At 63.7% G+C, this 13,107-nt stretch carries 10 protein-coding genes; 7 read left to right on the top strand and 3 right to left on the bottom strand.

The genetic code is table 11. From position 1 onward, the window contains the following. Positions 1-544: 544 nt before the first annotated feature. The gene (locus tag ACZ60G_RS43705) at positions 545-1,108 is read left to right on the top strand and encodes a dihydrofolate reductase family protein (RefSeq protein WP_465818266.1); all 564 of its coding nucleotides are present in this window, start codon (positions 545-547) and stop codon (positions 1,106-1,108) included. Between the two features lie 333 nt (positions 1,109-1,441). Here the strand turns inward: ACZ60G_RS43705 and ACZ60G_RS43700 are convergent, their stop codons facing one another. Together ACZ60G_RS43700 and ACZ60G_RS43695 are read right to left on the bottom strand one after the other, a co-directional pair. After that, positions 1,442-2,791, bottom strand: a complete 1,350-nt coding sequence (locus ACZ60G_RS43700; protein ID WP_465818264.1) for a serine hydrolase domain-containing protein — start codon at positions 2,789-2,791, stop codon at positions 1,442-1,444. 480 nt (positions 2,792-3,271) lie between these two features. Then, positions 3,272-4,426 carry a protein kinase family protein gene (locus tag ACZ60G_RS43695; protein ID WP_465818262.1) on the bottom strand — a complete coding sequence of 385 codons (1,155 nt, stop codon included), beginning with the start codon at positions 4,424-4,426 and terminating at the stop codon, positions 3,272-3,274. Between the two features lie 647 nt (positions 4,427-5,073). Between ACZ60G_RS43695 and ACZ60G_RS43690 the strand changes: the two genes are divergently transcribed. Then, positions 5,074-5,472: a DUF4870 domain-containing protein gene (locus ACZ60G_RS43690; RefSeq protein WP_465818261.1), complete on the top strand. Its 399-nt coding sequence runs from the start codon at positions 5,074-5,076 to the stop codon at positions 5,470-5,472. Between the two features lie 310 nt (positions 5,473-5,782). Here ACZ60G_RS43690 and ACZ60G_RS43685 read toward each other — a convergent pair whose 3' ends face one another. Beyond that, positions 5,783-6,181 carry a VOC family protein gene (locus ACZ60G_RS43685; RefSeq protein WP_465818259.1) on the bottom strand — a complete coding sequence of 133 codons (399 nt, stop codon included), beginning with the start codon at positions 6,179-6,181 and terminating at the stop codon, positions 5,783-5,785. Between the two features lie 103 nt (positions 6,182-6,284). On the opposite strand from ACZ60G_RS43685, the gene ACZ60G_RS43680 reads away from it, so the two are divergent. The 5 genes from ACZ60G_RS43680 to ACZ60G_RS43660 all read left to right on the top strand — a co-directional run bounded on the left by ACZ60G_RS43680 (position 6,285) and on the right by ACZ60G_RS43660 (position 12,894). Then, a complete protein-coding gene (locus ACZ60G_RS43680; RefSeq protein ID WP_465818257.1) occupies positions 6,285-7,280 on the top strand; it encodes a helix-turn-helix transcriptional regulator in 996 nt (331 codons plus the stop codon). 109 nt (positions 7,281-7,389) lie between these two features. Further along, positions 7,390-8,304, top strand: a complete 915-nt coding sequence (locus tag ACZ60G_RS43675) for a tyrosine-type recombinase/integrase (RefSeq protein ID WP_465818255.1) — start codon at positions 7,390-7,392, stop codon at positions 8,302-8,304. Positions 8,305-8,888: 584 nt separating this feature from the next. Beyond that, a complete protein-coding gene (locus ACZ60G_RS43670; RefSeq protein WP_465818253.1) occupies positions 8,889-9,284 on the top strand; it encodes a hypothetical protein in 396 nt (131 codons plus the stop codon). 393 nt (positions 9,285-9,677) lie between these two features. Further along, positions 9,678-11,993 carry a hypothetical protein gene (locus tag ACZ60G_RS43665; protein ID WP_465818252.1) on the top strand — a complete coding sequence of 772 codons (2,316 nt, stop codon included), beginning with the start codon at positions 9,678-9,680 and terminating at the stop codon, positions 11,991-11,993. 313 nt (positions 11,994-12,306) lie between these two features. Further along, a complete protein-coding gene (locus ACZ60G_RS43660; protein WP_465818250.1) occupies positions 12,307-12,894 on the top strand; it encodes a hypothetical protein in 588 nt (195 codons plus the stop codon). Positions 12,895-13,107: the final 213 nt, after the last annotated feature.

Raw genomic sequence — 13,107 nt, 5'->3', positions numbered from 1 at the left:
ACACCACGAAGCCATGGTCCACATCGCGATGATCATGACCATGTCACGACGACTGGCCCGCACCCGATAGCCGAGATCTCAGACACTCACTAAGGGATAACGCCGAAGTGATCAGGATGCCCTCCTGAGCATCGGCTGAGTTCAACAGCACCACAGTAGCTTTCACTACTACATGGGCGAGCCGGAATCGGCCCGTGCGCAAGCGACTCGATGGAGCGGTCGAGCAATTCGTCCACGCCAAGCAAACCGCATCCCCACCGACCCCGAACTTGCACGGGACGGCTCCCCCGACCTAGGGCCTGTGTCGAAGTAGGGGGCTCCGGTAGTAATCGCCGAAATCGGGCGGATATGGCGTAGCTGCTGTTGGGGGTGACTTCGTGGTTGTGCTGCGGGGCGAGGTGGTTGGTCGGCGTGCTGGAGGCTGGGGTTCGTGGCGACACGGGTCTGTCGTCGGAACCTGCGGCGAGTTAGCGATGAATTCCACGGCCCGCCGTCGTCTGATCGGGTAGGAAGCTCACTCTCGAAACCTGCGAAAGAGTCAATTATGTCTGTATCAGTGCTGGATATGTCGATGTCGCTCGACGGGTATATCGCAGATTCCGATGACTTCCTCGGCGGTGAGGACGGTGAGCGATTGCACCTGTGGGCCGACGAGACCGACGCGGCCGGGCCGCTCGTCCAGTTCCAGGAGGAGTGGAACGCCGCGGGTGCGGTGTTGTCGGGCCGGCGGACCGCGGAGCTGATGGACCACTGGGGTGGTGATCACAACGGCCAACCGATCTTCGTACCCAGCCATCGCCCGCCTGCACCGGCCGCTCGCTGGGGTTATCCGCTGGTGACCTATGTGCAAGACGGTATCGAAAGCGCGATGGCACAGGCGAAAGCTGCTGCTGGGGAGCGGAATGTGCAGATACGCGGCGGCGCTTACACTGTGCGCGAGGCGTTGACAGCGGGGGTGCTGGACGAACTGCAGGTCCATGTGATTCCGGTGTTGCTCGGTCGTGGACGTCGCTTGTTCGACATGTTGCCGTCGGAGATCGAACTCGACATCGTCGAGGTGATCAATACGCCTGCGGCTACGCATATTCGTTATCGCGTCCGACGCTGAATCCAACCCGCTTTCCTGCGGCGACCAGGACGGCCCAACGTCAATCGTAGTTGGCCCCGGTTATATTGCGGCTACGCCATATCCGCCCGATTTTCGGCGAATACTACGGCGACCCCAGTAGGTGAGGGCGGGCCACGGGCCCGCCCTCACCTACTGGGGTCGGAGCCATTGATTGTAAACGAACGCTCCTGGTCGCCGCCGCCAGTGATCGTGCGCTCAGAGCGCACGAACGCGGTGAAGCCGGCCAAGACACCGTCGACCCGGATCTCGTAGCGACATGAGCGCTGACGCCGGATTTCCGAGCTGATAGGCGCCCCTTCTTCGGCGTCCGATTCAGCGGATGCCGGGCGTGCGCGGATCCGGACCGAGGCAGACTTGAACGACGCAGCCCGGCGGGGTATCCGCTAATGGTGGTGCCAACGGGTAGTTCAGGCAGCTGAAGACATTGCAGCCCGGATATGCCGCGGGCCCGACACCGAAGACGGCGATCAGCAGATTCGTATCCACGTACTCGCCCGGATCCTCACGTGGCGGCGGTTCGACATACGGACCGGGATCGGGCACCGGATGGTCCTGGAATGCCGCGAACAGTCGGCGGAAGAATTCGTGCGGCAGCTCCGTGGTGTTCTGCAGGGCCCCCGCAATGCCTTGGTTGCTGGCATTTCCGAAGACTCCGGTCCACACCACCGTCAAATCCAGACTCGGCACGATGAAGACGTTCTGCATGCCGAGTCCGACCATGAAGTACATGTCGGCGGGCTGGAAGCCGGAGTTCTCAGAGCATCCGAGGCCGATCCAGAACAGGTAGCCGAAGCACTTGTTCGCTGGTGACGGCTGGCGTGCCATGCGCAGATAGGTCTCGGAGACGAGTTGCCGTGTGCCCCAGCGTCCGTTGTTGCTCACCAGCAGGCCGAGCTTCGCGAAATCGTTCGGCGGGATCAGCAGATGGGCGTATCCGTAGGTGTGACCGGCGCGATCGCGCGCCCAATAATAATCACCGAGTTCGATGCCGAGCGGATCGAAAAGCTTACGTTGCGCGAACTGCTGCAATGGCTCACCCATGGCCAGCTCGATGACATAGGCGAGCAGATCGACAGCGCGTTCGCTGTAACTGAATACCGCGCCCGGCGGATTCTCCAACGGCACTCCGAGCGCCTGCACGGCACTATTCGGATCGATCGGAATCACCCCGGTGATACCCTCGGAGAGTATACCCACCGCCAGGCCGGCCGATTCGGTCAGCAGATTCTCCACGGTGATCGACCGATGCTGCGCATCACCGAGTCCGGGCGGCAGATACCGATCGATCGGCGCTGCTATATCGAGTTTCCCCTGATCCCAGGCTATTCCGGCGAGCAACGACACAACGCTCTTCGTCGCACTCCAGATATTCCAGGCGACATTTCCGGTCGCGTCGTTCGCCGGCCCCTCACCGATCAGGCAGTTGTGCCGGAACACCTGCACATTCAACCGATTACGCGCGCTCGCGAATGCCATGGCGTCCGCGAGTAGTCCCGAATCCAGTCCAACCTGTTCCGGGGCCGCCCGTTCCGGCTCTCGCCCGGAGGACACTCCACACGACAGCTGCTCGGCGGGCGCGGCGTGCGCACCCCCGGCGACAACGCTCCCCGCGACCAGCGATACCGCCGCAGTTCCGGCCAGGAATCTGTAAATGCGACCCATAGCGAAAGGCTATCGTGCCCAATCGGGCCAGAGAGGACAACAGGCCGAATACGGTTCAGCCGAATATAAGCCGGGTATCCCGCTCGACTTCGAATATTCCAAGATTCCTCTTGCAGGACATCGCCAGCATGTCCATTCTGCGAACCATGCCCTTCACCCGCAAAATCGCGTAACACCGCGGCCGCGTAATCCCCAACACCGCTGCGGCTTCCCGCACAGCTGACCAAGTGGACCAACTCGTCACCGAACGGGACCACATCCTCCGAAAACGACTCGGTCGCCGCAACCCCTCACATCGAGAGCATTGCCACGACCACGTGAACCCGAGCCACGGGGTGAGGGGGCCTATTCGTCGTATCAGGACTCCTCCAGCAGGAGTGCCCACAGCACATCGACCAAGCTAGATTCAGGCTGGGTGTGATCCGCGGCGCTACGTAGCGGTGTTCTCGCGGCGTCAAGTGGCACCGAGGACGCGGTGGGTCACCTAACGTCAGGGCTCCCAAAGGCCTGGCCGCCCAGCAGGCGGCGGATCTCCTGTTCCGGATACGGGGTGCTCCGGCTCTCCTGCTGGAACGCACGCATGAACGCGGACATCGCCGCGGCGATCGGCGCGTGCCGGGTGAGGACCGCAGCGGCCTCCGCAGGGATGCCCTCCGGCGGCTTGCCCTCGGCGAAGGCGCGCACCATCGCGGCGCGCGCCTCCCGGTCCTCCCGCCGGAGCCCGTACAGGGCGGTGACCAGCCAGTTCACCAGGTAGGTGGCGGTGAAGCCGCGGTCGTAGCTCTGGTGCTGGTCGAAGAACGCGGCCTCGGTCGGTGAGAGGTCGAACCCGCACGAGAGCGCGAGTCCGTAGTCGCCGAAGTAGAGGCGCCGACCGTCGGTCAGGATGTTCTCGAAGTGCGCGTCGATGTGCAGCAGCCCACGGCTGTTCATGAACACGGTGCCGGCGGCCAGTTCCCGCTCCACCATGGCGCAGGCCCGGTCGGTGGCTTCGTCGCCCGCCTCGATCTGGGCGTTCAGCCACTGGTGCAGGGTCTGTGGGATGTACTCCAGGAACAGCGCGATGCTCGCCGAAGAGTCCCGCAGGGCCTCGATCCGGTGGCGTACCTGGGGTCGGTCGTCCCAGTAGGCGACGACGCGGTCGATGTCGGCGAGCTCGGTCGGCAGCGGCGTCGTGTCCGGCAGCACCCTCCAGTGGTACATCAGCGGGAAGCCCTCGTGTTCGGCGGCGAGCACCCAGTTCGTCGTCATGGTGTGCACGGCGAGCTCGCGCCAGGCCCCGAAGCCCGCCCCGCCGATGAGACCGACGCCGTAGTGGTAGAACAGCGGCAAGTCGAAAAGGTTCGCCGTGGACCGGACGTGCTCCGGCTGTCGTTCCAGGTCGGTGAGGGGTACTCGCTTCACAAAGACCGGGGTTCCGGCGACCTCCAACAGTGCTGACTTCCCACCGATACCGGCGCCGAGCGGTGCGGCCGCGTCCACGAGCTCGCGCAACGCGTGATCGCTGTGCAGCGCCAGGGCGGTGGAGACGGCGCTGTGGGCGTGCAGGCGCGCCGGGCGCGACATGTCACGGTTCGCCGCCGCGTCAGGTGAACAGGACGTCACTGCGACAGAGGAATTCGCTGCGGTCTCCACGTGGGCGCCGACCTCGATTCAGTCATGGCCACGCGGTCGTGCCGACAGCCTCCGGAGCGGGCAGGAGGTCGGTCCGGGGCCGCACCCGACGGCAGTCCCGGCTTGCCCCCCGCAACCGCACTCTACGTCACGACCTCCACGCGACGACTCCACGTAGTGAGAGACGAGGCGTCAGGCGTCGGCCTGAGGCTACGAGGCCGCTGGCTTTCGGCATGTCGCCGACCCGCAGAACGCGAAATGGCCGACCAGTCTTTACGAACGGGTTCACGGTTACCGATAAGCCATATTCACTCCAACTGACCATCGTTCGATCCAGTACACGCAAATGCCGCATACCGCGCTGATCGAACAGGCCGGTGCGGGGCAGGCGACCTTCAGGTGGCTGTATCGATTCGAGGCCGACCGAACACACCGCTGCATGACGATGGCCGTGCAGCGCCCCCTGTTCGGAGACCGACTCGGCTACTCTGCGGCTTTTTCGGTGCTCGATTACGTAATGAGCCATCACCCAGTCGTTTCGAGCTCGTCGGCAATCATCTCCTCGAGACAACCCCATCCAGGATCCCAGTCGCCGGCTGGCCCGCAACCTGTGGGTTCGTGCTCAAACCTGGGATCGGTAGGTGGCGCGCGCGGCATCTACTTACCCCATGACATCTTCTCAACCTCCCACCAACCAACCGCAGTCCGCCGGCTTGGACAAAAAGACCAGCGCGATCCTGTCCTACGCACTGGGGTGGCTCACCGGAATCATCTTCCTATTCGTGGGAAAGAACGATCCCGATGTGAAATTCCATGCCTCACAATCGATCGTCTTCTTCGGGGCGGTCTCGGTGGCCAATACTGTTCTGAGCATCGTCGGCTCGCTGCTCGGAGTCCTGGGGATCATCCTCAGCCTCGCCGGACTCGCAGTCGCGGTCTTCGCAGTCGTCGTCTGGATCATGGCCATGGTCCAGACCAACAACACCGGCGGTGTCCGCGCAGAGCTTCCCATCGTCGGAAAATTCACTGCCCCATATGCCGATCAGTTGGCCAACTCGGTCACGTAGCGGCATATTCGAACTCCCCAGCTAGTGCCGTGTCCAGATAGCTTCTGCCGCATCGCTGCCCGGGGTTCCGTCGAACGTAGTCGAATGATGGTCGCCCACCGCGAATTCGACCGCCATATCACTACGCTCGGCGAGCTGCCGGAGGCAGATAGCGCAGCAAGCAATCTGGACGCGGCACTAGATTGCGTAATCGCCGATGCTGTCGGCACCCTACCGGCGGCCAGATGCGACAGTCCGAAGATCAATGGCCCGAGGCTACGTGGGTCGTTGACGTCCGCGCGGAACGTCCGATAATGCCGATGAGCGGATGTCAAACGGCGAATTTTGCGACGGCTTGCGCGGTGACCGGGGTGAAGAGGTTGATCAGGTTGCCGTCGGGATCGCGGAAGAGCAGCGACCGGTTCCCCCACGGCATCGTCGTGGGTTCGTTGACGAAATCCTCGACCGTAGGCCGCAACCGCCGGTAATCGGCATCGACGTCGGCGACCAGGAATTCGATGATCGCGGTGTGATTGTCGGCTGGGCGCGCGCTGCCCGCCGCGAACAGCGCCACGGTACGGGTGCTGCCGATCGCGACTGTACCGGCCGACGTGACGATTTCGGCGAAATCCGGTGTACCCCAGGTTGCTTCGACGCCGGTCACGTGCTGATAGAAGCTGACCAGCCGTTGGATGTCATCGGTGATCAGACGGATCGAGACGAGCTTCATTGTGTGCTCCTGCTGTCGGATGAGGCGGAGGTTCCGCCGCTGCGTTCCACGGTAGAGTCAATACCGGACAGTTTCCGCCCGGTATGGATGTGACAATTTCCCGATGACGCGCCCCACCGCCCGAGTGCTGGCCCTGCTCGAGTTCTTGCAGGCCGGCGGTACCCACACCGTCGGCGAACTCGCCGGACGGCTCAGTGTCGATGAGCGCACCGTCAGGCGATACATCACCCATCTCACCGACCTCGATATCCCGGTCCGATCGGTGCGAGGCCGCTATGGCGGCTACCGGCTCACCCCCGGTTACCGGATGCCGCCGCTGATGCTGACCGACGACGAGGCGGTGGCCGTGCTACTCGGGCTCCTGACCGGCCGCGGCGCCGACCGATCGACAGCCTCTGCCCGCGCAGCCGACAGCGCGATTGCCAAACTCCGCCGCGTCCTGCCCGCCCGCCTGACGGCCCGGCTGGACGCACTGATCAACACCGTCGAATTCACCGCCGCCGCTCGCCCGGAAGTCGCTGCCGAGACCGCCGTCCTGCTCCTGCTCGCCGAGGCCACCCGCGAGCACCGACCGGTCGCGATCGGTTACACCGACCGAAACGGGCGATCCAGCGAGCGGACCGTGCACCCCTACGGGCTCGTCGGCCACTCCGGCCGGTGGTACCTGACAGGACAGGACAGCAACAGTGACGAACTACGCCAGTTCCGGGTGGACCGCATCACCGCGGTGACCACACTGCTCGGAACGTTCGCTCCGCCCACCGGATTCGAGCCCGCCGCCCATCTAACGTCCGCACTTGCCACGGCGCCCTACCGGCACGAGGTATCGATCCGAGTGCAGGGCACGCTTACCCAGGTCCGCCCGTTGCTCCCCGCGACGATCGCGACCATGCGCGACATCGACTCACCGCCGTCCGACACCCGCCCGTGGGTGCGGGTCCGAATCCGGGCCGAACAACTCGACTGGATACCCCCAGTCCTCGCCGGCCTGAATCGCCCGTTCGTCATCGAACACCCCGACACCCTCAAAGAGGCCGTACGCGCCCTGGCCTACCACCTCACCGCGGCCGCCGACGGCCGATACCAAACCCATAGGTAGCCCCACCCCACCACACAGCCCGGACGCTCGGTAATGCCGCGACCCGCGCGGGACTGGCGGTCCATGGCGAACACCGTGACTGTCGAGGTTCTGGAGGGCATCGTTATGCATGAGTACTTCAGCAGACATCGATGTCGCCTTCGCTGGCAATGACCTCGTGTTGCGGCTGGCCTCAGCCGCGTACCTCGCCACGTTCTCCGGAACCTCCCGCGTCCACTGCAGCTCGGACCTGCGCCTGTACTTTGGCTGGTGCATCGACCGCCAGACCAGCCCGCTGGCCATGAATCGGGCCGAGGTCGAACGCTATGTCGGGTGGATGCGCGAAGTCCGCCGGTTCAAGCCCGCCACCGTCGCGCGCCGCATGGCAGTCGTGACCGGCTTCTACCGCACCTGCGTCATCGACGGCGTTCTCGAACACTCCCCGGCCGATTATGTTCGCCGGCCACGCGTTTCGAACGAGTCACCCACGCTAGGGCTTTCGCATCTGCAGTTCGAGGCGCTGCTGTCGGCGGCACGGGACTCGGCCAACCGGTTCGATTTCGCGCTCGTGGTCATGCTCGGAATGCTCGGGTTACGAATATTCGAAGCCTGTAGCACCGACATCGCCGATGTCGGTGAAGAACACGGCCACCGAGTGCTGCGGGTGGTGGGCAAGGGCTCCAAGATCGTGTTGATCCCGCTGCCGCCCGCGGTCGGACCAGGCATCGACCGTGCGATCGCTGACCGCGACCTCGGGCCGATCCTGCTCAATGCTCGTGGCCGGCGGATGGATCGCCACTGCGCCACGCGGCGCCTTCGTGCGCTGGCCAAGGTGTCGGTGGTCCGGCTTCCACATATGCATCCGCACATGCTGCGCCACACCTTCGTCACCACAATGCTCGACGCCGGTGTCGACCTACGCGATGTGCAGATCGCCGCCCGTCATGCCGACCCACGCACGACGATGCGGTATGACCGCGCACGCACCAACCTGGATCGGCACGCCAACTACGTCCTTGCCGCCTATATGGCCTCTGGGACATGACAACTCAACGCACCCACATGCCGACGAGCGGATGGATCACAGCCCCAGTTCGTCGCAGAGATCGATGTAGCGGTCGAGGTATTCGGGTGTCGATCGGTGGGCGGCCAGCCCGACGGGTCGAATTCGTCCAACCCTGGTGCGCCGGTGATGCCGAGCATGCGCAGCGCGGCGTTGACGTCGGAGGCCGAGCAGATGGTGCCACCAGCAGTACACGTGGCTGCCCACTGATCGCCGACGCCCGCGTGGTAGTCCGTATACACCACGGCGAAGCTAGGATCGGGCCGAGCCGAGAGGATCGGCTGCGATGACTCGCACGACACCTTCTGTTGGGAAGAGTGTGGGAATCTTGGGAGACGGTTCGATATGTTCGGTAATACCAAGTGCCGCTTGCCAATACCTGGTGTAGTAATGCGTCAGGTGGAGCAGACTCAGGTCGTGGTGTAGCGGGATCGGCACCAGGTCCCATCGGGTGGCCGCATCGGTATCGACCGATCCCGGAACGATGAGCGCAGTAATCAAATGTCCCACGGGCCCGAACCTTATCCTTCTCGTGACGCTTCGCGCCCCTCCGCTCGAGATGCCCAGTGCTGAGGGATATCCCGCAATGCGCGTGGCGCGCGTTGGCCGGAAGTCTAAACCTGCTGGCTGACAGCACTTCTCAACGCGCGCACATGCCGATTACACGATGTCTGGCAGCGGCTGTTCGATGTCGGGTCGAGCGGGCGTTGTTCGGCAACATGTTCGAGCGTTTCATCCACACCAACCAAGCCCTCGTCGACGCCGTGCGCGAAGGCACCTTCGGCCGGCTCGAACAGCTCACGCCGTGGAACCGCACCGCACCGCTGTGGCCCGGCGCTTCACTCGGATTGATCAACCCGCCGCTCAAGGCGATGCACAGCGACATGGACGTCTTCGGAGGTCTCCCGACACGGGTCCGGGATCGACACCTGAGCATTCCTCCACGCCCCCCAATCCCCTAACGACTCCCCAACTCTATTGAGTTACAGCCTGTTTCGTTCGTCGTCAATCCGGCTTGCGCCAACGGCGCCAGTAGCGTTTTCCATGTTCGCTGATCGCCGCCCACGGGGTTGGAGGTTTTGACGGTGGTTAATGAGCTTGTGGGGCTGGTTGGGACGGTAACTGCTGCGAGTGTGTCATTGGCCGCTCTCGGCAGCGCCGCGATTCTGAGATATCGAACGCACGGACTACATGGACTCGCTCGCCAACAGCAGAAGGATCTCACCCGCAGACTGTCACTACAGTTCGACCGGCGTATACCGAAACGCCGCAGGGGTGTTCGCCAATGGGCCGAGTCGATCGCGGCTTCGTTCGAGATTCGCGGCACGCGAGTCTCGTCGGCCCGCGGAACCGCGTTGCTGCCGCGCATCGAGGAGACGGTGGGTGCGCAGTCATTCGTCGTCAATGCCGCACCCGGCACGGGCAAGACCACTTTCGCGCTGGCGATAGCGCTGGCAGCGCCCCGTTCTCCGTTGGCTGCCGGCAGCAAGCCGAAGCAGCTGGTACCGCTGTACGCACATCTCGGGGAGACCGCGCCTGAGGAGGCGATGGAAAAGATCGATGCGGAGTTGAAACATTGCAAGGCGGCCGCGGGTCGGCTGGGTCTGGTCGGCAGGCCACTGCTGCTGCTTGATGCGGTCAACGAGAAGGTCGCCCCGGCAGATCTGCCGAATGCGCTTGCCGAACTCCTGCGTCCGGAGCGAGCGGCACGGCTGCGTGAACTCGAGACCGTCTTGATCTTCTTGACCAATTTTCGCGAATCGGCGACGGCTGCGGTGCTGCACGACGCACTGCGAAATGCGGACCTGCGTCCCTCCGAGATCGACCTCGATTTCGTTCCACAGCGCAGCGCGGATCTGCGGGCGTTCCCTCTCGTAATGGAACCGAAGCGCGATCTTGAGGAAGTCGCGGATTTCGTCTTCCGGTATGCGGCAAGGTTTCCTGATTGGACCTTTCGCAGATCCCACATCGTGGGTTTGGTTCGTTGGCTGAACGAGCGCGACGACTCTGGGTCCGCGCTTACTCCGGCGCGGGCAGAGGCGGCGCCTGCGCCGGTCGAGCTGATCTTCCGGCAGACCCTGGCTCCACAGCTTAGCTACAGCGCGACGCTACGGACCCTCGCGAGGATCGCGTTCGAGTTGTGCGGCCGCGAAGTCACCTCGGTACCGGTCAGCGCATTGGCACGCCCTCTGGCAGATCGAGGGCTGGAGCCAGTCCGACTGACCCGGGTCCTGCCTGCGGGCAGAGTGGTCGTGGACAACGGGATTTTGCGGATCCGCCGCGAGACAGACGTGTACAACTTGGCTGCGCTGTACGTGGCATTGTGCCTGGCCGACGAACCGCACAAGAGCCCACGAGAGCTCCGCGGCCGGTCCACCTACGATGTCGTGGCCCCCTATTTGATGCCCGCACTGCGCTGGATTCGCAAGCAGACCGGCGGCAGCCGGGTCGACAAGATTCAGGAAGCCGTCCTTCGGGAACTCGTCAACGAGGATGGACCGTACTCTTTCTATGCCTGTGTACTGAGTCATGACTTTCGCGACGAGTACTCCAGTTCCGTTGCCCTCGAGCTATTGCGTGCGATGATCGCCGCGATAAACAAGGACCGAGGTCGGTCCTGTCTGGTCGCCATTCGGGCGGACTGCGGTCCCAACGATGTGCCGCGTATCAATGCCGTGCTGGATCAGCTGTTCCAGGTGACCCGTACGTCGGCAAACCGCGCCGTACCACTCCTGGTGGACCTGTTGGTCGATGACGATCACGCCGTTCGAAGCCAGGCCGCGTACCTCCTCTTGGCATGGGTGGATACGCTCCGCCGCCGCCGCAATTCCGGTCGGGAGGGCGCAGTGCAACTGCGCAGCTGGGATCGCGAACGCCTGGGAAAACTCGCTGCGACGATCCCCCGGGAGAACAATCTCCATGTCCGGTTCCATGAGATCGAGATCATCGATACCTGCCGGATGATCCTCACGCACGAGCCCGCAGATGATCGAGTTCAGCGGGATCTCGTTCGGGCCTGCCGCAATCTACTCGAAGCCGAGGCCAGTGATCGCCAGCCGTATGACCTACTGCAACAAGCGCTTTCGGCGTATCTGGCCGAGGCCGAAAACTCCTACCCCGCCGTCAGCAGATGGGTGCGCCTGATCGATCGAGCGCTCGACGATCCGTTGTTCAACCTGCCCACCTCGGTGATGTTGGACGAGACAGACCTGGAATGCTGGGAGGTCGCGCTCGGGATGTGTGCGCGCGCTTACCGATTGCGTCCCACGAACAAGTTCGAGCAGTTCGTCTTCTCCGCGCTCGAACGGGACCAATGGATTCCGCGCTGGTGGGGCTTCTCCAATCTCGTTTCGCTGTTGCATGATGCCAACGGCCCAGTGCCGGAGGTCGCCGCCGCCCGTTTCGCCGGCCGAGTGGTCGATCGGCTGTACTCTCCCGGCGAACCGCTCGGCCTCAAGCTGCACCAGTGCACGCTCGTCGAGGACATCCTCCGTGAGGCGGCGTCCTCGCCGGCACGAGTCCGTATACGCGACCAGCTGGATCGGGAGACCTTCCATCGCGATCGATTCATCGACGCATACTCAGCGATACTGGGGCACAACGCCGAAGACTATCTACGGGAGTTCTTCTTGCGGCTGGAACGAATCTGGGGGCTGGCACGACATGACTAAACAGTTCTTGATCTACGGCGCGATCGATTCGGTCGTACGCGGCGCCTGCACCCCATCCGACCTGATCGAAGTCCCACTGGGCGGGTTCGGCGTCGGAGCCGGCGCATTCGGTTCCAACGTCTCGGACGCACTCGAAGTGGTCGGCGACGCGACGTTCTTGTTCGGGTCGGCATTTGTCTCCCAGCTGCCCGGCGCACCCCAACGTGTGCGAACCGCAGCGAGTTTGGCCTCGGGCGGGGTCAGGTACTTCGCGCCGATCATGGCGCGGTTCTCCGGAGGAACTCCTGATCTGCATCTCGGCGAGTTACCCTCGATGTCCCAGCAGACGCTTCTCGAGAACCACGTTCTGCGGGCCATTCCTGACACCGCCGCCGTTGGTTGCGTGGCCTTGGTCCACATCCATAGCACAGACGTAGCCGGCGCGTTGATCGCCGCGCCCATAGCCGCCGACAAGACTCACGTGCCCGTAGGCAAGCGGACGACCGATCCCGACCTGCGGCCGGAATTCTTCGATCTCGACCCGATGCGTCATGCCCCCACGTTCGAGGAGGGATTCGGCTGGCTTGTCTCGGCCTGCCTTCGGCGAACCTCGCCCAATTCGGTTGCACCGGACAGAGTGCGGAGATTCGGGGGCGATGGACGCCACGACGGTCGCCTCTGGCTCAAGCATTCACACATCGTCCTGACTCGCCAGGTGCCCGCATCCTGGATGCGGACAAACGGATCCTGGTCGTGGGAGACGGCGTACCGCGACGCGACCAGTGCCATCGCTTCGTCAGCAGCAGGATCTTTCGCGTTCCACTCCGATGACACGACGGTGATCCAGCCGATTTCGACGATCGCCTGGGGCTATGACGAGCAGGCAATCGGGATCCATCCAACTGCAGGGCAAACCGTCTGAACCACGTGCCACCCCGGTGTGTTCGCCAGCGCATCGCTAGATCTCATCGCCCCGAGCGGACGCCTGGCTTGCCAGGAGCTCTTCCATCAGCACCGCGAGACGTCGTGCGTCAACGGGATTAATACTGCAACTGCACTCAGGTGGTTCGGTGCTGGTAGACCTGTCGGGTGGTGTTGGATCATGTTGTGGCGGAGCTGGATTCGTTGATGGCGA

The sequence above is a fragment of the Nocardia sp. NPDC102475 genome, from assembly GCF_055584605.1.
Note: the sequence above shows the minus strand (reverse complement) of the source record. Positions and strands in the feature narration are given on the sequence as shown.

Excerpts from the sequence above, each read along its gene's own strand:
- ACZ60G_RS43690 (WP_465818261.1), top strand. The coding sequence starts at position 5,074 with ATGACATCTTCTCAACCTCCCACCAACCAACCGCAGTCCGCCGGCTTG.
- ACZ60G_RS43660 (WP_465818250.1), top strand. The coding sequence starts at position 12,307 with ATGTCCCAGCAGACGCTTCTCGAGAACCACGTTCTGCGGGCCATTCCT.
- ACZ60G_RS43700 (WP_465818264.1), bottom strand. The coding sequence starts at position 2,791 with ATGGGTCGCATTTACAGATTCCTGGCCGGAACTGCGGCGGTATCGCTG.
- ACZ60G_RS43680 (WP_465818257.1), top strand. The coding sequence starts at position 6,285 with ATGACGCGCCCCACCGCCCGAGTGCTGGCCCTGCTCGAGTTCTTGCAG.
- ACZ60G_RS43675 (WP_465818255.1), top strand. The coding sequence starts at position 7,390 with ATGAGTACTTCAGCAGACATCGATGTCGCCTTCGCTGGCAATGACCTC.
- ACZ60G_RS43705 (WP_465818266.1), top strand. The coding sequence starts at position 545 with ATGTCTGTATCAGTGCTGGATATGTCGATGTCGCTCGACGGGTATATC.
- ACZ60G_RS43685 (WP_465818259.1), bottom strand. The coding sequence starts at position 6,181 with ATGAAGCTCGTCTCGATCCGTCTGATCACCGATGACATCCAACGGCTG.